The sequence below is a fragment of the Schauerella aestuarii genome, from assembly GCF_009866805.1.
Taxonomy (GTDB): domain Bacteria; phylum Pseudomonadota; class Gammaproteobacteria; order Burkholderiales; family Burkholderiaceae_B; genus Schauerella; species Schauerella aestuarii.
Window position 1 is genome coordinate 433,103 of record NZ_SIZW01000039.1, and the last position, 21,315, is coordinate 454,417.

17 protein-coding genes are annotated in these 21,315 nt (G+C 62.9%); 9 read left to right on the top strand and 8 right to left on the bottom strand.

Going from position 1 to position 21,315, the window contains the following annotated elements:
- The first annotated feature begins 36 nt into the window (after positions 1-36).
- Entirely contained in the window at positions 37-1,026 is a 990-nt protein-coding gene (locus EYW45_RS05025) for a tripartite tricarboxylate transporter substrate binding protein (protein WP_161134257.1), read from the top strand.
- Here the strand turns inward: EYW45_RS05025 and EYW45_RS05030 are convergent.
- Both EYW45_RS05030 and EYW45_RS05035 read right to left on the bottom strand, forming a co-directional pair.
- The gene (locus tag EYW45_RS05030; protein ID WP_161134258.1) at positions 1,013-1,645 is read right to left on the bottom strand and encodes a fumarate hydratase C-terminal domain-containing protein; all 633 of its coding nucleotides are present in this window, start codon (positions 1,643-1,645) and stop codon (positions 1,013-1,015) included. The genes EYW45_RS05025 and EYW45_RS05030 overlap by 14 nt on opposite strands.
- A gap of 4 nt (positions 1,646-1,649) precedes the next feature.
- Positions 1,650-2,516: a fumarate hydratase gene (locus EYW45_RS05035; RefSeq protein ID WP_202444581.1), complete on the bottom strand. Its 867-nt coding sequence runs from the start codon at positions 2,514-2,516 to the stop codon at positions 1,650-1,652.
- 348 nt (positions 2,517-2,864) lie between these two features.
- On the opposite strand from EYW45_RS05035, the gene EYW45_RS05040 reads away from it, so the two are divergent.
- The 5 genes from EYW45_RS05040 to EYW45_RS24815 all read left to right on the top strand — a co-directional run bounded on the left by EYW45_RS05040 (position 2,865) and on the right by EYW45_RS24815 (position 10,220).
- Positions 2,865-4,166, top strand: a complete 1,302-nt coding sequence (locus EYW45_RS05040) for a UDP-N-acetylglucosamine 1-carboxyvinyltransferase (RefSeq protein WP_161134259.1) — start codon at positions 2,865-2,867, stop codon at positions 4,164-4,166.
- A gap of 2 nt (positions 4,167-4,168) precedes the next feature.
- The gene (locus EYW45_RS05045; RefSeq protein ID WP_161134260.1) at positions 4,169-5,014 is read left to right on the top strand and encodes a ParB N-terminal domain-containing protein; all 846 of its coding nucleotides are present in this window, start codon (positions 4,169-4,171) and stop codon (positions 5,012-5,014) included.
- Positions 5,015-5,239: 225 nt separating this feature from the next.
- Positions 5,240-6,631, top strand: coding sequence for a ParB/Srx family N-terminal domain-containing protein (locus EYW45_RS05050; RefSeq protein ID WP_161134261.1), 1,392 nt, complete (start codon positions 5,240-5,242; stop codon positions 6,629-6,631).
- Between the two features lie 125 nt (positions 6,632-6,756).
- The gene (locus EYW45_RS05055) at positions 6,757-8,361 is read left to right on the top strand and encodes a methyl-accepting chemotaxis protein (RefSeq protein WP_161134262.1); all 1,605 of its coding nucleotides are present in this window, start codon (positions 6,757-6,759) and stop codon (positions 8,359-8,361) included.
- A 248-nt stretch (positions 8,362-8,609) separates the two neighbouring features.
- The gene (locus EYW45_RS24815) at positions 8,610-10,220 is read left to right on the top strand and encodes a methyl-accepting chemotaxis protein (RefSeq protein WP_161134263.1); all 1,611 of its coding nucleotides are present in this window, start codon (positions 8,610-8,612) and stop codon (positions 10,218-10,220) included.
- 11 nt (positions 10,221-10,231) lie between these two features.
- Here the strand turns inward: EYW45_RS24815 and EYW45_RS05065 are convergent, their stop codons facing one another.
- Entirely contained in the window at positions 10,232-10,813 is a 582-nt protein-coding gene (locus EYW45_RS05065) for an MOSC domain-containing protein (RefSeq protein WP_202444582.1), read from the bottom strand.
- Between the two features lie 508 nt (positions 10,814-11,321).
- On the opposite strand from EYW45_RS05065, the gene EYW45_RS24820 reads away from it, so the two are divergent.
- Entirely contained in the window at positions 11,322-12,923 is a 1,602-nt protein-coding gene (locus EYW45_RS24820; RefSeq protein ID WP_161134264.1) for a methyl-accepting chemotaxis protein, read from the top strand.
- Positions 12,924-13,057: 134 nt separating this feature from the next.
- Here the strand turns inward: EYW45_RS24820 and EYW45_RS05075 are convergent, their stop codons facing one another.
- Together EYW45_RS05075 and EYW45_RS05080 are read right to left on the bottom strand one after the other, a co-directional pair.
- Positions 13,058-15,286: an NADP-dependent isocitrate dehydrogenase gene (locus tag EYW45_RS05075; protein ID WP_161134265.1), complete on the bottom strand. Its 2,229-nt coding sequence runs from the start codon at positions 15,284-15,286 to the stop codon at positions 13,058-13,060.
- Positions 15,287-15,608: 322 nt separating this feature from the next.
- A complete protein-coding gene (locus tag EYW45_RS05080) occupies positions 15,609-16,571 on the bottom strand; it encodes an N-carbamoyl-D-amino-acid hydrolase (protein WP_161134266.1) in 963 nt (320 codons plus the stop codon).
- Between the two features lie 275 nt (positions 16,572-16,846).
- Here EYW45_RS05080 and EYW45_RS05085 point away from each other — a divergent pair, with 275 nt between their 5' ends.
- Positions 16,847-17,002, top strand: coding sequence for a hypothetical protein (locus tag EYW45_RS05085; protein ID WP_161134267.1), 156 nt, complete (start codon positions 16,847-16,849; stop codon positions 17,000-17,002).
- 1 nt (position 17,003) lies between these two features.
- Here EYW45_RS05085 and EYW45_RS05090 read toward each other — a convergent pair whose 3' ends face one another.
- The 3 genes from EYW45_RS05090 to EYW45_RS05100 are packed head-to-tail and all read right to left on the bottom strand — an operon-like array spanning position 17,004 to position 20,278.
- Positions 17,004-18,008: a Bug family tripartite tricarboxylate transporter substrate binding protein gene (locus tag EYW45_RS05090; protein WP_161134268.1), complete on the bottom strand. Its 1,005-nt coding sequence runs from the start codon at positions 18,006-18,008 to the stop codon at positions 17,004-17,006.
- 55 nt (positions 18,009-18,063) lie between these two features.
- Positions 18,064-19,263, bottom strand: coding sequence for a CaiB/BaiF CoA transferase family protein (locus EYW45_RS05095; RefSeq protein WP_161134269.1), 1,200 nt, complete (start codon positions 19,261-19,263; stop codon positions 18,064-18,066).
- A 1-nt stretch (position 19,264) separates the two neighbouring features.
- The gene (locus tag EYW45_RS05100) at positions 19,265-20,278 is read right to left on the bottom strand and encodes an HpcH/HpaI aldolase/citrate lyase family protein (protein WP_161134270.1); all 1,014 of its coding nucleotides are present in this window, start codon (positions 20,276-20,278) and stop codon (positions 19,265-19,267) included.
- 102 nt (positions 20,279-20,380) lie between these two features.
- Here EYW45_RS05100 and EYW45_RS05105 point away from each other — a divergent pair, with 102 nt between their 5' ends.
- Positions 20,381-21,277, top strand: a complete 897-nt coding sequence (locus EYW45_RS05105; protein WP_161134271.1) for a LysR family transcriptional regulator — start codon at positions 20,381-20,383, stop codon at positions 21,275-21,277.
- Positions 21,278-21,315 lie beyond the last annotated feature (38 nt).

The following is a 21,315-nucleotide window of genomic DNA, read 5'->3' on the forward strand; positions in this document are numbered from 1 at the left end:
GTCCAAGAAAATACTAAAACGAGCAGGAGACAACGCATGACGATGGATCGCGACAGACGACACATTCTGGTGTCGATGTGCGGGGCGGCCGCATACGCCGCATGGCCCGCCCTGGCACGGGGGCAGTCCAGGTGGCCCGATCACCCGATTCAATTGCTGATTCCGTACCCGCCAGGCGGCAGCACCGATCTCGTGGCACGACCGCTCGCGGCGAAACTCAACGATGCGCTCGGGCAACCTATCGTCATGGACTACAAGCCGGGTGCGGGCGGCATCCTGGCGTCACAAGCGTTGGTCCGCGCCAAACCGGACGGGCAAACCTTCATCATGGTGCTGGCTGCGCACGCCATCAACCAAAGCTTGTATTCGAAGTTGCCGTACGACACGCGCCGCGATTTCGCTCCCGTATCGCTGGTCGCCAATCTGCCGCTGCTGGTGTGCGCCAGCGCATCGCTCAAGGCCAACAGCATTCAAGAGGTGATCGCGTATGCGCGCGCCAATCCGGGCAAGCTCACGTTCGGGTCTGCCGGCAATGGCAACACGAGCCATCTTGCGCCGTCGCTGTTTTGCTCGATGACGGGCATCAAGATGCTGCATATTCCGTACAAGGGCAGCGCACCCATGGTGAACGCGATGTTGGGCGGCGAGGTCGACATGACGTTCGACAGCGCGTCGACCTCACTGCCGCATGTGCAATCGGGGCGTTTGCGGCCCCTGGCCGTGACGAGCGAGCAGCGCTTGTCCATCTTGCCCGAGGTGCCCACCATGAAGGAGGCGGGTGTGGACAACTTCGTGGTCAACGGCTGGTATGCCGTCCTGGCGCCCGCCGATACGCCGCAGACCATCCGCGACCGCTTGAGCCAGGACATCGCCCGCATCGTCAAACAGCCCGATTTCAAACGCCAGCTCGAGGGCATGGGGTATCAACTGGTAGGGTCGAGCCCACAGGCATTGGATACCCATATCGGGCGCGAGATCGAGCGCTGGGCAACGGTCGTGGAAAGCGCAGGGGTCAAGCTCGATTGATGGTCGCGCGCGCGGCGTCGAGCGCCGCCAGGATCTCGGCATAGCGGGATTGGGCAATGGCTTGGGCGTCGTTGTAGCGGCTATTGCCGTGCGCATCGATCGCCACGGTGAGCGGCCCCAATCCCTCGACGCGCAGGCGCACCAGGCGGTAGTGGGTGAGCATATCCGGCCAGCCGACCTGCAGCACTTCGCGAATGGCGTCGGAATGCAGGGCGGCGCCGCCCCCCAGAAACGAGAGGTATACGCAGCCGGTCTCGCGCATGGCGTCCACGCTGTGCTGATCCAGGCCGCCTTTGCCGCCCACGGCGTGCAGCGAAAGCGCACGGATCAACCGCGGCATGTGCGGATTGAAGCGCGTGCTGGTGGTGGGGTTCATGTACAGCACGTCGAAGCCGTCGGGCGTGTCGCGGCTGAAACTGCCCAGATGAAACAGGCAGTGGCCGGCCAACGGCATCGGCAGCGGCTCTTCGCCTTCAACGCAGCGCAGCAGGCGTTCGTGCGTGGGAATGCCGGCCGTGGTGGTGATCTCGCCATCGATGATCACCTGGTCGCCCGCGCGGAGTTCGCGAGCCTGATCGGCAGTGAGGGGAAAGGTCAGGCGGTGCGTACGCAATGTCATGCGATCACTCCACAATCTCGACGGCGCCGGAATTGTGCAGCCGGGCGCGCGTGCGGCGGTTGATCCAGCAGTTGAAGCTCACGGCGACCGGCGTGAAGCCGTGGCCGGCAGCGTAGTTGATATTGACCGCAAACGCCGTGCTGTCGCCGCCCGTACCCATCGGTCCAAACCCCAGCTTATTCACCGCGTCGGTCAAGCGGCGCTCCATGTCGGCCACCATGGGCTCGGGATGAAACGTGCCGATCGGCCGCAAGGTCGCTTCCTTCGACATTTTGGCGGCGTAATCGAACGAGCCGCCGATGCCTACGCCGATCACCACGGGAGGACAGGGCTGCGAGCCGGCGCGGATCACCGTGTCGAGCACGAAGCGTTCGATGGTGGCCAGATCGGGAAAGCTGAAGATCTCGAGTGCGGCCCACCGTCCCGATCCGAGCGCCTTGGGCGAGCAGGTGATATCCATGACATCGCTGTCGTCCACCATGTCGAAGGTCACGATCGGCATGCCGGGCCCGCGATAGCCTCGCGCCTGCGTCAACGGGTGGGTCACATGAGGCAGCAGCGGGGGATCGATGGTGGCGACGAGTGCATCGAATCCGTCGGTAATCGCCGCACGCACATTGCCGCTGAATTGCGCCTGTGTGCCGACGCGAACGAAATACACGGGCACGCCGGCGTCAGAACAAATGAAATGGTTGCCCGCAGCTGCCGTATCGGCGCTTTTCAGCATGATGCGCAGCGTGTGCCGGGCAGTATCGTCGCCGTCACTTTGGCTCATGGCGGCCAGGGCCTTGCGGGTATCTGCCGGGATGCCGCGTAGCGAACGGTCATACAACTCGGCCGAGACGCGCTTGATGGTGTCGTAATCGATCATGCCATCTCCTGGTGCCAGGGAAGATAGCGACGCGTGTGCACGGCCATGACGAGGTCTCCATCGATCGCCGGCGTGGATCGCCGGTCGGGTTGTGAGCGAGCGCCCGGGGGGCGGCCGTCACTTTTATAGACGGAGCGTGCGCCGTCAGCCAGGGCGACGGCAGCAATTCTGATTTGCGGGCGTGAGGCGACGGGGTGGGGCGCGGCCACGGGGCAAGCCCTCGTTGCCTGGGCGGTATCGGCCTCAACCCGTGTCAAAAACCGCCTGCTGCGGGCATGACCGGCCTGATGTGCGATAAGCTCCGGGGTTCCCTTTCGGGACTCACCCTCCCATTTGATTTGCAGATCCATGTCCAGTCTTATTGTTCACGGCGGTACGCCGCTTCGCGGTCGCATTACTCCCTCGGCCAACAAAAACGCAGTGCTCCCCGTGCTGTGCGCCACCTTGTTGACGCGTGAGCCGTTGCGGTTGCACGGGGTGCCCGACATTACCGACGTGCGCAAGATTCTCGATATCTTTCGCACACTGGGCAGCGATGTGCAGATGGATCACGAAAGCGGCACCCTGGCGCTGCATCACCGCGACACGGCGTTCGATCCCACGTGCCACCGCCTGCCGGAGGAGATGCGTTCGTCGATCATGCTGGTGCCGCCGCTGTTGGCGCGCTTTGGAGTGGCGCGTCTTGAAGACAATGTGAAGGGCTGCACGCTCGGCGTGCGCGAGATCGACCCCCACGTGGAAGTGTTCCGCCGCTTTGGGGGCGAAGTGGGGCGCGAAGAGGGTTCGCTCGTGGTGCGCTGTGACGGCCGGTTGACCCCGACCGATCATTGGCTCGACTATGCTTCGGTCACCACCACCGAGAATTTCGTGCTGTGCGCCGCTGCGGCCGGTGGGGTGTCGACGCTCACCAACGCGGCCTCGGAGCCGCACGTGCAGGAATTCTGCCGATTCATGGCCATGATCGGCGTGAAGATCGACGGCATGGGCACCTCGCGTCTGACCGTGCAAGGCGGTGCGGCGCTCACGGGCGGTGAATTCCGTTTCGATGAAGACTTTCACGAGATCACGACCTTTTTGGCGCTGGGTGCAATCACTGGTGGCGATATCGTGGTGCGTAACAGCGCGCCCGAGAACTTCCCGCTCATCGATCGCACGTTTGCCAAGTTCGGCGTCACGATTACCCATGAAGACGGCTGGTCGCGCGCGAGCTGCGCCGGACCGCTAAAGGTGCAAACGCCGTTTACCAGCAATGTGCTCACCAAGGTCGAAGCCGCACCGTGGCCCTATTTCCCGGTGGATCTGCTGCCCATTTTCATTGCCTTGGGTGTGCGTGCGGAAGGCAACGCGATGTTCTGGAACAAGGTGTATGACGGCGCACTCGGCTGGACCGGTGAGCTCACCAAGTTCGGCGCGCATGTGTTTTCGTCCGACCCGCATCGCTTGATCACGTTCGGCGGCAATCCGCTATCGCCTGCGGTGGTGGAAAGCCCGTACATCATTCGCGTCGCGATTGCGCTGTTCATGGTGGCGGCCAGCATCGACGGCCGCTCCGAGATTCGCAATGCCACGCCGATCCGCCGGGCGCATCCGCACTTCGTCGAGAATTTGCGCAGCCTGGGCGTGCAAGTGGAGTGGGCGGCGGAAGATTAACGATGACGATCACGATCAATGACGATCTGCGTGCCTATATCGATCCGCTCACGCCCGACGAGTACGCCGCGCTCGAGCGCAGTCTGCTTGCCGAGGGATGCCGCGATGCGCTGGTGCTGTGGGGCGATCTGCTGGTGGATGGGCACAACCGCTATGGCATTTGCCAGAAGCACGGCATCCCGTTCAACACGATGCAAAACACCACGTTCAAGTCGATGGATGACGTTCATCTCTGGATGATCGACAATCACCTCGGACGCCGCAGTGTGTCCGACTTCCAGCGCGGTGTGCTTGCATTGCGCAAGAAAGAGATCGTGTCGGCGCGTCTGGCGCAGGCGAAGATCAGGAAGTCGGCGGCAGACGACGGCGCGACGGGGGTGGAGGGTGAACCCGCTGCTGCGGCAGCGTCTCAGGCTGCGGTCGAAAGCGAACCGCCATGGACGCGCGATGTCGTGGCGCGCGCCGCTCGCGTTAGCAATGCCACGTTGAATCAGATCGAAAAGATTCAAAAGACAGCGGCGCCGGAGTTGGTGGGTGCGGTGAAGTCGGGCGTGATTTCGATCAACGCCGCGGCGGCGGTCGCTTCCTTGCCGAGCGACAAGCAAGTGGCCGCGGTGGCCGGCGGCAAGAAAGAGCTGCGCGAAGCCGCCCGCCAGGTGCGCGAGGCAAGGCAGCCCGCCAAGCCCAAGCCCGATGTGGAAGCGCCGCCCGAGGATGCGACGCCCGATCAGTTGGAGATCCATCGGCTGACCGTGCTGGTAGCCGAGCTGAAGGACGAGCGCGATCAGTTGAAGAAGAAGGTGCAGCACCTGACGATCGCGTTATCGGAAGCACGCGGCAGCGAATAGCGAGCGTCGCGTCAGGTGGCGATCAGCGGTGACGTGCGCGCAAGGCGGGTTTGTGCGGTGATGTCGAATGCGGCGTGCATCGATAGACAGGAAAACGAAAGCAAGCTGAATGTAGTCTGAAGGGAAAATGCCATGTGCGCGACATAGTGCGTCGGCATACTTCGCGCCTTGATTTGCCGCCATCGGGATCGCCTGGTGACCCTACGCATTTTTCGGATCGTCTTCATGTTGCTGCATTCATCGTTTCCTTTCCAACGGCTGCGTATCGCGCCGCTGGCCAAGTGCTTATTTGCCGCATTGCTGTGCGCGGCGCTTGCCGCCTGTGGCGGCGACGACGATGACGATCCCGTCGTTGTGCCGCCGCCGGTGGTCACGCCGCTCGACCCGACGCCCGGCCCATCGCCTGAGCTGCCCGCCGACCCGGTCAGCCCGTTTCCGCCCGCCGAGACACCCGAACCGCTGCCTGAGCCTGAGGATGAGGCGCCGACGCCCACGGAACCCGAGCCGTCGTCCCCCTACCTCGATTCGGCAGTGGGCGATGTGATCAAGATCGCGTTAGGGCAACTTCGGCCGACACAAGCGGCGGTCGGATACGATCAAATCTACTACCACCTGGCGCGCAAGCAACCGGATATGGCACGCTTCACGCCCTCGCCAGCGGGCTATCTCGGCGATGACGAGCTCGACAATTATTCCCGTTATCTTTATCGCAGCGAGCGCAAACGGGCCGACGATTACTGCGCCGATAACGGCCAGACCGGATTGGATGACGCCAGCTACCAACCGCACACGGTGCGTTTGATCGATGCCAACACGTTTCGTTGCCTGACCGATCCACCCACGGCAGGTAGCGCCAACGCGCAAGCATTGAAGACAGTGGTCGTCGGACCGGGCGGCGTGCTGTATCTCACCGACGGCCACCACACTTTCACGGTGTTGAATGAGCTGGCTGATGGCGGAGCGCTGCTGCCGGTGTGGGTGCGCGTGGCGGCCAACTACAGCGATGCCGAATCCATGCCGGTGTTCTGGTCGCGGATGCGCGGTGCCGGCTTTGTGTGGCTGCGCGATGCTGCCGACCGCGTCATCGAGCCGAGTGCTTTGCCGCCGCGTGTCGCGCTGGCCAATTTTCAGGACGATGCATACCGTTCGCTGGTGTACCTCACGCGTGGCCTGGGCTACAGCAACAATGACGTCTCCGAGTTCGCCGAGTTCAGCTGGGGCAGTTGGTTGCGGCGCCAGGGCTTCGATCTCACGCAATACGATCTGGCGTCGTTGGATCGCAGTCGGATTACGGTGACGAACGGGGTTGTGGCTGCGCGCAGCGGTGACGCCACATCGAGTTATGTCGCGGCCGTGCGCGATGCGGCGTTGCGCATGGTGGCAACTCGGCCTGATGAGCCGATCGCACCCGAGCGATCGGCCGAGGACTTGGGGCGGTTGAATGCACCCGCCAAAGCCGGCGATTGGAACGATGTGATGGAGGACGATATCTGGCGCGCCGACGTCAATAGTTCCGGTCGGTATCGTACGGCGGGCAAGGCCTGGTTTGCGGTTCGCTATCGGCAATGCGGCGGGCCAGCCGCGGCGCAGCCGGCGTGCTGGGCGGCCGCGCAATAGATGGCGTGGCGTGCGATCCGCACGCCACGTCAGAAGAAAAGGCCAATTGTATTTTTTGCTTAAAGGTTTTCTGAGTTCGCCGTAAACGGGCTTTCGAGTTATCTCGATCATCCCGCGGAGAATGTATGAAACACCTGAAGATTGGCCTACGCTTGGGGATCGCTTTTGCGGTGATGATCGTGCTGCTGTCGGCAGTGGCATTGGTCGGCGTCAATCAGCTCAACGCACAGGATCGGCAGGCGACCGAAGTCACAAGCGATATCCTGCCCAAGCTCGCGGCGGCGCGCACGTTGCAGTTCATCTCGTCCGATAATGCCCGGCTGGTACGCAACATCGTGCTGTCGACCGATGGCGCGTCGATGTCCGCAAGCAAGTCGGCACTGGATGCCGCGCAGGCGCGCGCGACTGAAGCGACAGCAACGCTCGACCGGCTCGTGGATACCGATGAGGGGCGCGCGATCCTGGCCGCGATCCTGACGCATCAGCGCGCTTATCGCGATTTCACCGCGCAGGTGGTCAACCTCGCGCTCGAAAACGAAAACAGCGCTGCCACGGCATTGCTCTTTGGGTCGGGGCTGCAAACGCAAACCGATTACGTGGCGTCGCTGCAGAAGATGGTCGATTTGCAGAATCGATTTATCACCGATGGTGCTGCGGCGTCGCACGACAATGCGGTGCAGGGAATGACGAGCATGATCGTGGTCGCCGTCGTGGCCGTGATTGCAGGCATTCTGGGAGCGGTCTACATGACGCGCTCGGTAACGGTGCCGCTGGGATTGGCGGTGGCGTCCGCCAATCGCGTGTCCGATGGCGATCTGGGGGTGCCCGTGCCGGACGGCGCGCGCGATGAAACGGGCTTGTTGCTCAACGCGCTGCAACGCATGCAGCAGAGCCTGCTCGCAACGGTGGGTACGGTGCGTGAGAACGCGGGCAATGTGGCGTTGGCCAGTGCTGAAATCGCACAAGGCAATACCGATCTGAGTGAACGCACCGAAGAACAGGCGGCCGCGCTTGAGCAAACCGCGGCATCGATGGAGCAGTTGGGCAGCACCGTGCGGCAAAACGCCGATAACGCACAGCAGGCCAATCAACTGGCCATGCAGGCCAGCACGTCGGCGGTGGTGTGTGGCGACGTGGTGGGCGAAGTGGTCGAAACCATGAAAGGAATCAACGAAAGCTCCAAGCGCATCGTCGACATCATTGCCGTGATCGACAGCATCGCTTTCCAAACGAATATTCTTGCGCTCAATGCCGCCGTAGAGGCCGCACGGGCCGGCGAGCAGGGCCGCGGCTTCGCCGTGGTTGCGAGCGAAGTGCGCAATCTGGCGCAACGCAGTGCCGATGCGGCCAAGGAGATCACCGCGTTGATCACCACCAGCGTCTCGAAGGTCGAACTGGGTACCGCGCAAGTCGACCGTGCCGGCGCAAGCATGGGCGAGGTGGTGTCGTCGATTCGTCGCGTGGCCGACATCATGGGTGAAATCAGCGCGGCGACCACCGAGCAAAGTCAGGGTGTGGCGCAAGTGAGCCAAGCGGTCAATCAGATGGATCAGGCCACGCAGCAGAACGCGGCGCTGGTGGAAGAAAGTGCGGCGGCGGCCGCCGGGTTGAAAGATCAGGCCGATGCCCTCGTTCAGGCCATGGCGGTATTCAAGCTCGGCAGCCATACCGCAACCGCTGCGGGTAAGCCGCCGAAGCTGATCGGTATGGCTGCCGGCGCCTACGCGTGAGCGGCAGGTCGCCAGGCCAACCCAGCATGAGCGGAGTGGTGAGCACAGCTATTGGCGCTTGGCCTGACCGGTATGTCTTGGGCTGACCGGTCCGTCATGGCACGCCAGGGGTGTCATTTTCAAATACAAATGGCACTAAAGCGCAACAATACGGCAAAAACGGAAAATTAGGTAAATCCGCTAAATGGTGTGCAAGTCCAGTCGTAAACGAGGTCTATTCCACACGGCTTCTCTGGACCACGGCACCTATGAAAAACTTAAAGATCGGAACACGTCTGGCCGCAGCATTCACTGCGCTGATCGTCTTTCTGGCGTGCGTGGCAGGCGTCGGCGTATATGAGATGCGTGCGCAAGAGGTTCGAACCAATCGAATCACGCAGAGCCTGGTGCCCAAGTTGGATGCGGCGCAGGACATCGCTTATCGGGCAGTGGATATTGCACATGTGGTGCGCAATATCATCCTGCTCACCGACGATGCCGGCATGCAGGCCAACAAGATGTCGCTCGATGCGCACCGCGTTCAGGCCAACATGTTGATGGACCGGCTCGAGAAGCTGGTCGACACCGACGAAAGCCGGGCGGCATTCGCTGAGGTGCGTGCGGCATTGACTGCCTATCGTCTCTTTACCGATCAGGTGGTTGCACCTGCGATGCTGAACGATAACGAGACGGCCACGCGGATTTTGTACGGTGCGGGGTACAAGACTCAAGCGGCGTTGATCGCGTCCCTGGAAAAGATGGTGAACTTGCTGAATCGTCAAATTCAAGCGGCGGCGGTGGCGTCGGAAGCCGACACCCAATTCGGCATGACGATGATGATTGCAGTGGCGGTGCTGGCGGCACTCGCCGCGATCTTCGGATCGGTATTGATCACGCGTTCCGTCACGAAGCCTTTGGCGCTTGCCGTGTCATCCGCCGATCGCGTGGCCAATGGCGACCTCAGCGTGCCGGTGCCTGATGGGGCTCGCGATGAAACGGGGCGTTTGCTCAATGCCCTGCAGCGAATGCAGCACAGCCTGTTTCAAACAGTGGGCACGGTGCGCGAGAACGCTCACAGCGTGGCCCTGGCAAGCGCGGAAATTGCGCAAGGCAACAGCGACCTGAGCAGCCGCACCGAAGAACAGGCTGCGGCATTGGAAGAAACCGCAGCATCGATGGAACAGTTGGGCACGACCGTGCAGCAGAATGCCGATCACGCGCAGCAGGCCAATCAGTTGGCGATGCACGCCAGCACGTCGGCCGCAACATGTGGCGGCGTGGTGGCTGAAGTGGTCGAAACCATGAAGGGCATCAACGACAGTTCCAAACGTATCGTCGATATCATTGCCGTCATCGACAGCATTGCTTTTCAGACGAACATTCTGGCCTTGAACGCGGCCGTCGAGGCGGCGCGTGCGGGTGAGCAGGGACGGGGCTTTGCCGTGGTCGCGAGCGAAGTGCGCAACCTCGCGCAGCGCAGCGCCGAGGCCGCAAAGGAGATCAAGGGGTTGATCACCACAAGCGTCGCGAATGTCCAGCTGGGTACGGCTCAAGTGGATCGCGCAGGTGCGAGCATGAGCGACGTCGTGGCGGCCATTCAGCGGGTGGCCGACATCATGGGCGAGATCACGGCGGCCACGGTCGAGCAAAGCCAGGGCGTGTCGCAAGTGGTGCACGCCGTCAATCAGATGGATCAGACCACGCAGCAGAACGCGGCGCTGGTCGAGCAAAGTGCTGCCGCTGCGGCCGGGTTGAAGGATCAGGCACAAACGCTGGTGGACACCATGGCGGTGTTCAAGCTGGCAGCGCAGGAGATCTCGGCCGCGCGACCCGAGCGTACGGCGCCGACGCCGGCGCTGGGTGGACCGGCGTACGCCTAGCGTTCACTTTCTCAAACCGGCTTGAGCGGCACGTGTGGGGCACGGGGCAGCTTCACCTTGATGAGGTCGTCCTCGAACACATCGCCGCCTTTGATCACGATCGCCATAACACCGCATTTGCGCACCAGCTCACCGTTCGCATCGCGGTCGAGTACTGCGGCGGTCAGCCCGCGCTGGTAGCCGTCCAGTTGGCGGCACGGGTTGCGCAAGCCCGTGATCTCAATGATGGCTGTCTTCCCCAGCGTGAGCCGTGTGCCTTGTGGCAGCGCCAGTACATCCAGCCCGCGTGTGGTGACGTTCTCGCCCAGGGTGCCGGGATCGACGCGAAATCCGGCGGCACGCAACTCATCCAGCAACTCGGCATGAATCAGATGCACCTGGCGCAGATTGGGCTGGTGCGGATTCGCGGCGACGCGCGATCGATGCTGGACAGTGATGCCGGCGTGGGCGTCGCCGGCCACGCCTTGGCCCGCGAGCAGCGTGATCATGGGTACGGGCCACTTCGTGAAGCCGTGCCGTGCATCGAGGCTCACGGCAACGATGTGGGGCACGTCATCTGTGGAGGGCGTCGCAGCGGATTGATTGAGCGGCATGGCAGGAAGCGGTGGGCGAGAAAGGTGGATAGCGAAGGGTAGACGAGAACAGGGGCTATACAGGTGCTCGGGATCGTTGGGTGGAGATCCTTGGCTGGAGATCGTTGGCTGGAAGATGGTGCGCAGAGAGGGGAGGCCAGCAAACGTTGGTGGAGCAGCGTGCGCACCGATGGGGCCGATGAGGCGCCCGATCTGCAGCTTGCCTCAAACGATAGCCGAACGTGATGACGGCGGCATGAACGACAGCAGAATGTCGCCTTCATCCCAGGCAGCGTCGATGGACTCACGATCCTCCTGATCCCCGACCAGCCAAGCCCCGGCGCGCGTCGTGCTGCGTTTCAGCGGCGCGATCTGCAGGTATCCAGTCGTTATCCAAGGTCAAATCTTGCCAACATCGGCAAACGTAACCAAATGGCAAATTGAGAAGATTCGGTAATACCGGCTAAATGTTTCTCATGAGGCGTCGTAAACCGCTTTCCTATTACTTTTTGATTGCCGGCAAGCCCCCATGAAGAATTTAAAGATTGGCCTGCGCCTCGGCATTGCATTTGCCGCGATGATCGTGCTCATCGTCGTCGTCGCAATGATGGGCGTGGCGAAGATGCGTGCACAGGAAGACCAAACCACGCACATCACATCGAACCTCGTCCCTACGTTGTCAGCCTCCAACGAGCTGTCGTATCACGCGGTAGACATTGCGCGCATCGTACGTAATCTGATTTTGCTTACCAGCGATGCCGACCTCGCGTCCAATAAGGCGGCACTGGAAAAAGCCGGTGCCGCCTCGACGGCGCGAATGGCCGAGATCGAGGCGCTGCTCTACAGCGACGAAGACCGCACTGCGTTTGCCGCCGTCAGCACGGCGCGCGCCAATTTCCGCACCTTCACGGATCAAGTGATTGCGCCGGCGTTGGCCAACAACAAGGCCGAAGCCACGCGACTGCTTTACGGTCCGGGTTATGCCACTCAAGGCGCCTATCTGGCTGCGTTGAAAACGCTGGTCGACGTGCAGAACCGGCAGATCACGATCGCCAGCGACGCCTCGCACCAGGACGCCACCGAGGGGATGTGGGTGATGATTTTGGCGGCTTTGGTCGCTGCGGTTGCGGGCCTGACTTGCGCGTGGCTCATCACACGCTCGGTGACGCGGCCGCTCAAGTCCGCAGTGGAATCGGCCGACCGTGTGGCCAGCGGCGATCTGAGTATCCCCGTGCCCACAGGTGCGCGCGACGAAACCGGACAATTGCTTAACGCGCTGCAACGCATGCAGGACAGCTTGCTGACCACCGTCTCCACCGTACGCGACAACGCGCATAGCGTGGCTCTTGCGAGTGCGGAGATTTCGCAGGGCAATACCGACCTCAGCGGTCGCACGGAGGAGCAGGCGTCCGCACTGGAAGAAACGGCGGCCTCGATGGAACAACTGGGCAGCACCGTTCGCCAGAACGCGGATAACGCACAGCAAGCCAATCAATTGGCATTGCAGGCGCGTACGTCGGCCATGACGTGCGGCGACGTGGTGGGCGAAGTCGTGGAAACCATGAAGGGCATCAACGAAAGCTCGAAACGCATCGTGGACATCATCGCCGTGATCGACAGCATTGCCTTTCAAACCAATATTCTCGCGTTGAATGCGGCCGTCGAGGCGGCGCGTGCGGGTGAGCAAGGCCGTGGCTTTGCCGTGGTGGCGAGCGAGGTGCGCAACCTCGCACAGCGCAGCGCCGAAGCCGCCAAAGAGATCAAGGGATTGATCACCACCAGCGTGACCAAGGTCGAACTCGGTACGGCTCAGGTCGATCGAGCGGGTGAGAGCATGGGAGAGGTGGTGGCATCGATTCGGCGCGTGGCCGACATCATGGGCGAAATCAGCGCAGCGACGGTCGAGCAAAGCCAGGGTGTGGCGCAGGTGGGGCAGGCCGTCAATCAGATGGATCTGACCACGCAGCAGAACGCGGCGTTGGTCGAGGAAAGTGCCGCGGCGGCCGTCGGCCTGAAAGAGCAGGCCGATGCGCTGGTGCAGGCGATGGCGGTGTTCAATGTGACGCGTCGTGCCGAGCACGATGACCACGGCACCGCGCCACGCGCGTTGGGCGGGCCGGCGTTTGCCTGATGAAGCGAAGCATGGGCCGTGCAGCGCCCTATCGTTCAACGTCGAGTACTTGTGAGCTGCAGGTGGCCTGAGACGAACGACAAAAAGCCGAGGCATGAGCCTCGGCTTTTTGGGTGACTACACGGGCGCCGGTATTACTTGATCGCGTCCACGGTGCCGTTCAGCGTGCTGCTGGGGCGCATGGCTTGCGACGTCTTGTCGGTATTCGGACGGTAGTAGCCGCCGATGTCGACCGGTTTGCCTTGGGCAGCCTTCAGTTCGTCCAGGATCTTGGTTTCGTCCTGGGCAAGCTTTTCGGCCACACCCTTGAACTGCGCTTGCAGGGCCGGATCTTCGGTTTGCTCGGCCAAGGCTTGGGCCCAGTAGAAGCCGAGATAGAAGTGGCTGCCGCGGTTGTCCAGACCCCCCACCTTACGCGCGGGCGACTTGTCCAGATCAAGGAACTTGCCGGTAGCCTGGTCGAGCGTCTTGGCCAGCACCAGCGCCTTGGCGTTCTTGGTGGCGTTGCCCAGGTGCTCGAGCGAGGCGGCCAACGCGAGGAACTCGCCCAGCGAATCCCAGCGCAGGAAGCCTTCTTCCACGAACTGCTGCACGTGCTTGGGGGCCGAACCGCCAGCACCCGTTTCAAACAGACCGCCACCGGCCATGAGCGGCACGATCGACAGCATCTTGGCGCTGGTGCCCAGTTCCATGATGGGGAACAGATCGGTCAGGTAATCGCGCAGCACGTTGCCGGTGACCGAAATCGTGTCTTCACCTTTGCGGATGCGAGCCAGCGAGAACTTGGTGGCTTCCACCGGCGACAGGATGCGCAGATCCAGACCGTTGGTGTCGTGATCCTTCAGGTACTGATTGACCTTGGCGATGATCTGCGCGTCGTGGGCGCGACCCGAGTCCAGCCAGAACACGGCCGGCGTGCCGGTGGCGCGCGCGCGGTTCACGGCAAGCTTCACCCAATCCTGGATCGGAGCATCCTTGGTCTGGCACATGCGCCACAGATCGCCGGCCTCGACCTTCTGCTCCAGCAGCACCTTGCCTGCAGTGTCGGTCACGGTGACCGTGCCGGCAGCGGCGATCTGGAACGTCTTGTCGTGGGAGCCGTATTCTTCAGCGGCCTGCGCCATCAAGCCTACGTTGGGCACGCTGCCCATCGTGACGGGATCGAAGGGGCCGTTTTGCTTGCAGTCGTCGATCACCACTTGATAGACGTCGGCATAGCAACGGTCGGGGATCACGGCTTTGGTGTCGTGCAGGTTGCCGTCCGGGCCCCACATCTTGCCCGAGTCGCGAATCATCGCGGGCATCGAGGCGTCGACGATCACGTCGCTGGGCACGTGCAGGCTGGTGATGCCCTTGTCGGAGTTGACCATCGCCAATTGCGGGCGCTGAGCATATTCGGCCTTCAAGTCGGCTTCGATTTCGGCCTGCTTGTCGGCGGGCAGTTCTTTCAGCTTGGCGTAGAGGTCGCCGATGCCGTTGTTGGCGTCGAAGCCCACGCTCTTGAGCGTGTCGGCATGCTTGGTCAGCACGTCTTTGTAGAACACCGACACCACATGACCGAAGATGACGGGATCGGAAACCTTCATCATCGTGGCTTTCAGGTGCACCGAGAACAGCACGCCCTTGGCCTTCGCATCGGCGATCTGCGCCTCGATGAAGGTGCGCAGGGCGTTCTTGCTCAACACCGAAGCGTCGATGATCTCGCCGGCTTTCACGGCGGTTTTTTCTTTCAGCACCGTCTTCTTGCCATCGGCCGTGGTCAGTTCGATCTTGACGCTGCCGGCTTCGGCGATCAGTGCGGATTTTTCGCTGCCGTAAAAATCGCCGCCGTCCATGTGCGACACATGCGACTTCGAATCGGTGCTCCAGGCACCCATCTTGTGGGGGTGCTTGCGGGCGTAGTTCTTGACCGACAACGGCGCGCGGCGGTCGGAGTTGCCTTCGCGCAGCACGGGATTGACGGCGCTGCCCTTGATCTTGTCGTAGCGTGCTTTCACATCGCGGTCGGCATCGGTCTTGGCGTCATCCGGGTAATCCGGGAGCTTGTAGCCCTGGCTTTGAAGTTCTTTGATGGCGGCCTTCAACTGCGGAATCGACGCGCTGATGTTGGGCAGCTTGATGATGTTGGCTTCGGCCTTGGTGGCTAGCTCGCCGAGTTCGGCCAGGTCTTGCTTGATCTTTTGCTTGTCGTCCAGGAAGTCGGGGAACGACGCAATAATGCGGCCGGCCAGCGAAATGTCGCGGGTTTCTACGGCAATGCCCGACGAGCGGGTAAACGCTTTGACGATCGGAAGCAGGGAGTACGTCGCGAGGGCGGGAGCTTCGTCGGTAAGCGTGTAAATGATCTTCGAAGTAGTAGACATTTTTCTCGTTAACCTTGCTGCATTAGAAATGGCGAAAACGCTGGCAGGCGCACCGCTACCCAGGGGCAATGAAAGCGCCAGCCTCGTTCAGCTGCATCGAGCATTGTCGCCAAAATCGAGGGTTTCAGCAAAGTGAAGGGTGAGCGCGGCATCGTCCCGGTGCCGGGTGGGCCGCTCGGGGCGGTTTGCGTGGGCGATGTGACGCGTGATCCCGCACGCAGCACGCTCCGATACCGGGGGCTGGCGACGGCATGCTGCGCGCGGCGCCGGCCGCGAACCGCAGGCCGTCGCAGCCGCCGCCACGAGGCCATGCGCGCGGTGCTCACGATGGCCGAGCGATGTCTTCTGGCGGACGGACGGCGCCCACTTGATCGACCAGCCGCGCGTAGTGCTGGGGCCGGCGATGATTGGCGAAGTTGAACATTTTCTCCTGACCCTGCTTGCAGGCATCGAAGTCGCAATCGGCCACGATGACCTCGTCGTCGAGGGTTTGGGCCTGCGCGACGATTACGCCGTTGGGGTCGACGATGCAACTGGCGCCGATCAGGCCGAAGCCGTCTTCCACACCCGCCTTCGCGGTGCTCACGGCCCAGGTCGAGTTCATATAGGCGTTGGCCTGGGTGGCCAACAGCGAATGAAATGTGCGCAAGGCGGCGTCTTCGCTCGACCCGCCATTGGGATCGTAAGCGGCGGAGTTATAGCCCATCAACATCAGTTCGCAGCCTTGCAACCCGTAGCTGCGCCACGCTTCCGGCCAGCGGCGGTCGTTGCAGATCAGCATGCCGGTCACGGGCGCGCCCCAGGCTTGCGGACCGTAGAACGCTTGAAAGCCGAGGTCGCCGTATTCGAAGTAGCGTTTTTCGAGTTGGTGCACGCGTGCGCCTTCCCGCGGCTCCACCGAGCCGGGCAGGTGTACCTTGCGATAGTGGCCGATGATCGTGCCGTCGGGCGCCACGGTAATGGCGCTGTTGTAATGCTTGCCCTGCGGCGTTTTTTCGGCGTAGCCCAGATAGAAGCCGACCTTCAATTCTCGGGCGCGCTCAAAGAGCGGCTGCACGTCGGGGTTCGGCATGGCGGCTTCGAAGTAGCCTTCCACCTCTTCAGGCGACAGCAACCAGCGCGGAAAAAACGTGGTCAACGCCAGTTCGGGAAACACGACCAACTGTGCCCCTTGGCTCGCCGCGTTCTCGAGCAACGCGATCATGCGCTGCAACGTGTGCGGGCGGGCGTCGGATCGATTGACCGCACCCATCTGGGCGGCGGCAATGCGCGCAAGTCTCGTCATGGCGTGTTCTCTTTACGTGAAGGATGGGCACTGCGAAGCGCGGCCGCCGGAGAGCGGCCGGCTCGCAATGCCGATCGATTGTGAGCGCGATGGCGTCGGGGGGCAACCTTCTGCCGCGCCGCGCCAGCCGCAGCGCGATGCGCGCTAATCGATTGAAATCAAACACAATTCGGCGACGAATCGATTGCTGGGCAGCCGCATCGATAACCGGCGGTTATGCGCGACCGACAAATCTTGATGGCTTGGCCGCCGTATGCCTGCCGTGTGCCTGCGGCATGCCCGCCTCATTTGGCGGCGGGCAGCGTGGCTTGTTTCCCTATCGCTACGGTAGAGCCGTGCCGCCCGTGCGGCAGGTGCCGCTGGGCATCACCTTGCAATGCGCGGGCGAGGACGCAAACGTGAATGTGCTGCTCGCTAAGCCCGCGCCTTGAATCAATCCATCGTCAGCTTGGCATCCGCGATCACCTTGCCCCAGTAATCGAGTTGCTGCTTGGTATAGGCGGCAAGGTCGGTCGAGCTCATTTTTTCGAACGTCATGCCTTGGCCTTCGGCCTGCTTGATCAGCGCAGGATCGCTCAGCAGCTTGTCGAGTTCGGTGTGCAGGCGCTGCACGATCGGGTCGGGCGTGCCTTTGGGGGCATACAACGCAAACCATGAGTCGAGTTCAAACCCTTGCAGACCCGCTTCCTTGGCCGTGGGCACATCGGGCAGCGAGGTCAGCCGTGTGTCACCCGTCACGGTGAGCGCCTTGATCCGCCCCGCCTTTATCTGTGGCATCACACCGGCTGCGCTGGTGATGTACATGTCGACCTGGCCGGCCGCCAGATCCTGGACGGCACCGCCTGCACCCTTGTAGGGGATGTGCTCGATTTTGGTACCGGTGATCTGTTTGAACAATTCGCCCGCCACATGCGGCACCGAGCCATTGCCCGATGAGGCGTAATCGAGCTTGCCCGGATTGGCACGCGCATAGTCGATCAATTCCTTGATCGAATTGACGGGCAACTTCGCGTTGACCACAAACACCTGCGGCGAGCGCGCCACCATGCCGATGGGCGCAAAATCCTTGATGGGATCCCAGCCCGCGTTCTTGAAGAGGTGTGGGTTGCCCACGTGGAAGCCGTTGTACGAGAGCAGCAGCGTGTATCCATCGGGCGGCGCGGCCGCGACGTATTGATTGCCGATGTTGCCGCTGGCGCCCGGTTTGTTTTCGACCAGCACGGGTTGACCCAGTGCTTTGGACAAAGGCTCGGACAGCAGACGCGCCAGATAGTCGATCGAGCCACCGGGTTGCGAGGCGACGATCACCATGACGGGCCGGCTCGGATACGGTGCGGCCGCCAACGCAGCTTGCGCGAAGACGCCAACACTCAACGTCAAACCCAGGGCGGCAATGAACGAACGTGCGCGCGGGGCGGGGGGCAATGAAACGGCCATGGTGCGTGTCTCCTGTGGTGCGCGCCTGTATCGGCTGCGTCGGGTCGAGCGATGATCAAAGGGTGCGGTTGGTTCTGAGCGCCTCGATGCGTTCGGGCGCCAGGCCCAGCACACGTTCAAGAATAGCGTTGGTATCCGCGCCCAGCGCCCGGCCCAGATGGCGCAGGGTGGGCGGCGTGGCCGACATCATCGGCATGCCGGACGGCACGACCACCTCGCCGGCACGCGTATCCGTGGTGGTGACCAGATTGCCGCGCGCCTGATACTGCGGGTCGGTGAAGATATCGTCCACCGCGTAGATTGGGCCGCACGGCACACCCGCGTCGTCGCACAGCGCCACCACCGCCTCGCGTGTGTGGCGACCGACCCATAAGGCGATCGCGGCGTTGACTTCGGCGCGCGCGGCCACACGCTGAGCGTTGCTTGCAAAGCGCGCGTCGGCCAGCGGGGTGTCGCCCATCAAGCGCGCCAGCCGCGCAAAGATCTTGTCGCTCGAACACGCCAGGGCCACCCACTTGCCTTCGCTGGTTTGCCAATGGCCATGCGGTACCACGTGCGGTACATCCGCACCCAGGCGCCCGCGCACCACCCCGTGCTTCGCGTATACCGGCACCATTTCGTCGAGCAGGCGAAACATCGATTCGTACAGCGACACGTCGATCACCTGGCCCGGTTCACCGCGATCCACCCCACGCAGCGCGAGCAGCACGCCGAGTGCGCCCCAGATGCCCGAGGTGTAGTCGGCCAGCGATGTCGATCCCGGTACGACGGGCCGCCCGTCGGCTTCGCCCGCCAGATGCGACAGACCGCTGAATCCGTGGGCCACGCGCGCGAAACCGGCCTTCTCGCGGTAAGGGCCCGTTTGCCCGTAGGCGCTCACGCGCAGCAGCACGATCTTCGGGTTGGCCGCGCGCAGCACGTCCATCCCCAATCCCCATTTTTCCAGCGTGCCGGGGCGGAAATTTTCGAGCACGACGTGCGATTTGGCGACCAGCGCCAGAAAGGTGTCGCGGCCATCGGGCGTGCGCAAGTCGAGCGTCATGCAGGTTTTGTTGCGCGATTCGCTCAGCCAGACGTAGGTATCGCCGGCCTCCGAGGGCGTGCCGAATTTTCGCAGCGGATCGCCCTCGCCGGGTTTCTCGATTTTGATGACCTCGGCGCCGAAGTCGCCGAGGATGGTGCCGCAGAACGGTGCGGCCACGAAGGTGGCGATGTCCAGTACCCGGATATCGGCCAGCGGAGCGGCTTGGGTCATGTCAGGCACTCACGGTCGATGCGTTGCGGTGGGCGGCACGTTCGAAGGCATCGATGGCGGCTTGCCGCGCGAGTAAGGAGCGGGCCAGTTTGCCGTGCGCCAGATCGATCAGCACATCCTTCTCGGCGAATGCGCCGTTGCCGCTGGCGGTGGATCGACGCAGCGCCTCGTCGATGCGCACGGCCCACTGCGTTTCTTCATCGGTGGGGGAAAAGAGCGCGTTGGCCTGCGCGATCTGCGACGGGTGGATGGCCCACTTGCCTTCGAAGCCCAGGGCGGCTGCGCGTTGCGCCGACGCGGTGTAGCCGTCGGGATCGCCGAAATCGGTGAAGGGGCCATCGATGGCGCGCAGCCCGTTGGCGCGGCACGCGGCAGCGATGCGGGCCTGCGCGAAGTGCCATTGATCGTTCCAATGGGTGTCGCGTCGTCCTTCGGCATCGGGATTGGTCATCACGGCATAGCGGGCGCTGGGACGGCCGAACACGCGATCGTAGGTGCGCATGTCGACGGTGAAATCGCCCACGCCGAAGATCATGGCCTCGAGCCGGTTGCTGGCGCTGGCGATCTCTTCGGCATAGGCCACGCCTTGCGCGGTCTCGATCAGCACCTCGATGCCGATGGGCCGCTCGCGCGGCGTGTCGTGTTCGACCCCGATGAGCAGTTGATCGACGAAGCGCACGTCGAACGCGCAGCCCGCCTTGGGCAACAGGATCATGTCCAGGCGCGGACAGTGCGTGGCGAGCTCGAGGATGTCGCGCTGGCCCCAGGGGGTGTCCAGGCCATTGACGCGCACCGATAGCGTCTTGTTGCGCCAGTCGTGACTGTTGATCGCCTGGATGGCGAGGGCGCGCGCATCCACCTTGCGCGCATCGGCAACGGCGTCTTCCAGATCGATGAAAATCGCGTCGGCAGCGCCCTCGGCCGCCTTCTGGAAAAAGCGGGCGGAGGTGGCGGGAACGGCCAGTTCGGATCGTTGCAGACGCGGCCGGCGCGGCACGAAAGTGCGTGTGGACACAGCTATACTCCTTTGAACAGAATCAACAATACAAAGCGCTGCCGCGCCCGTGGATCAAGCCCGTGCGCGCGATGCAACGATGGCGTTGGGGGACGGGGCGGCGTGGCGAATATCAATCTGAAGCTTTTGCAGACGTTCGTGCTGGTGGCCGAACACGGCAGCTTCAGGCGCGCCGCAGCCGAGTGCCTGCGTACGCCGTCGGCCGTCAGCATGCAGATCAAAACGCTCGAAGATCAGATTGGCGTGGCGCTGTTCATGCGCACCACGCGGCGCGTCGAATTGACGCTCGAAGGCCGGATGCTGCTCGATCGCGTGCAACGCACCCTGGACGATCTGTCCGAGGGGCTGGACGAGCTGACGGATGCGGTAAGTGCGCGCCGAGGCGTCGTGACGCTGGCGTCGTCGCCCACCATCGCCGCCACGCGCCTGCCCGCCATCGTGGCTGCCTTTCAAGACCGGTTTCCCAAGGCGGTGGTGCGCGTGCGCGAACTGCAGTCCACGCAGATCGTGGATGCAGTGAGCGACGAGAGTGTGGATTTTGGTTTGGGCCCATTGGCGGCCGGCGAATCGCGGGTCGATTTCGCGCCGCTTTTCGACGAAGAGCTTTACGCCGTCGTGCCCGAAGGCCATCCGCTGGCGCGGCGCCAGCGTGTGCCGCTGGCGGCATTGGCCGGATGCCCGATGATCGTATTGAGCAGCATGGCGGCGCTGCGGTCGGTAGTGGACGAGGCCGTGGCCGGGATCGGCATCACACTCGATATCCGGTACGAGGCGCAGCAGCCGCAAACCGTGATTGCCTTCGTCAATGCCGGCGTGGGCATTGCCGTGTTGCCCCGCATCATGCTGCCGAAGTTGGGGCCGGGCGTGCGCGCGCTGCCGTTGTGTGAACCCGTACTGCGCCGCACCTTGTGCATCATCAGCCGGCCAGGTCATCGACCGAGCCCGCTGGTAGGGGAGTTCAAAGCCCTGGTCTCGCATATGCTGGTAGCCGGGTTCTAATGTGATGGCCCATTCTGGGCGCACCGGCAACTGCGCGA

Coding starts and splice junctions, on each gene's coding strand:
- EYW45_RS05065 (WP_202444582.1), bottom strand. CDS start 10,813: ATGCCGCTCAATCAATCCGCTGCGACGCCCTCCACAGATGACGTGCCC.
- EYW45_RS05055 (WP_161134262.1), top strand. CDS start 6,757: ATGAAACACCTGAAGATTGGCCTACGCTTGGGGATCGCTTTTGCGGTG.
- EYW45_RS24815 (WP_161134263.1), top strand. CDS start 8,610: ATGAAAAACTTAAAGATCGGAACACGTCTGGCCGCAGCATTCACTGCG.
- EYW45_RS05085 (WP_161134267.1), top strand. CDS start 16,847: ATGCCCGCCTCATTTGGCGGCGGGCAGCGTGGCTTGTTTCCCTATCGC.
- EYW45_RS05090 (WP_161134268.1), bottom strand. CDS start 18,008: ATGGCCGTTTCATTGCCCCCCGCCCCGCGCGCACGTTCGTTCATTGCC.
- EYW45_RS05095 (WP_161134269.1), bottom strand. CDS start 19,263: ATGACCCAAGCCGCTCCGCTGGCCGATATCCGGGTACTGGACATCGCC.
- EYW45_RS05035 (WP_202444581.1), bottom strand. CDS start 2,516: ATGATCGATTACGACACCATCAAGCGCGTCTCGGCCGAGTTGTATGAC.
- EYW45_RS05075 (WP_161134265.1), bottom strand. CDS start 15,286: ATGTCTACTACTTCGAAGATCATTTACACGCTTACCGACGAAGCTCCC.
- EYW45_RS05030 (WP_161134258.1), bottom strand. CDS start 1,645: ATGACATTGCGTACGCACCGCCTGACCTTTCCCCTCACTGCCGATCAG.
- EYW45_RS05050 (WP_161134261.1), top strand. CDS start 5,240: ATGTTGCTGCATTCATCGTTTCCTTTCCAACGGCTGCGTATCGCGCCG.
- EYW45_RS05045 (WP_161134260.1), top strand. CDS start 4,169: ATGACGATCACGATCAATGACGATCTGCGTGCCTATATCGATCCGCTC.
- EYW45_RS05025 (WP_161134257.1), top strand. CDS start 37: ATGACGATGGATCGCGACAGACGACACATTCTGGTGTCGATGTGCGGG.
- EYW45_RS05080 (WP_161134266.1), bottom strand. CDS start 16,571: ATGACGAGACTTGCGCGCATTGCCGCCGCCCAGATGGGTGCGGTCAAT.
- EYW45_RS24820 (WP_161134264.1), top strand. CDS start 11,322: ATGAAGAATTTAAAGATTGGCCTGCGCCTCGGCATTGCATTTGCCGCG.
- EYW45_RS05040 (WP_161134259.1), top strand. CDS start 2,865: ATGTCCAGTCTTATTGTTCACGGCGGTACGCCGCTTCGCGGTCGCATT.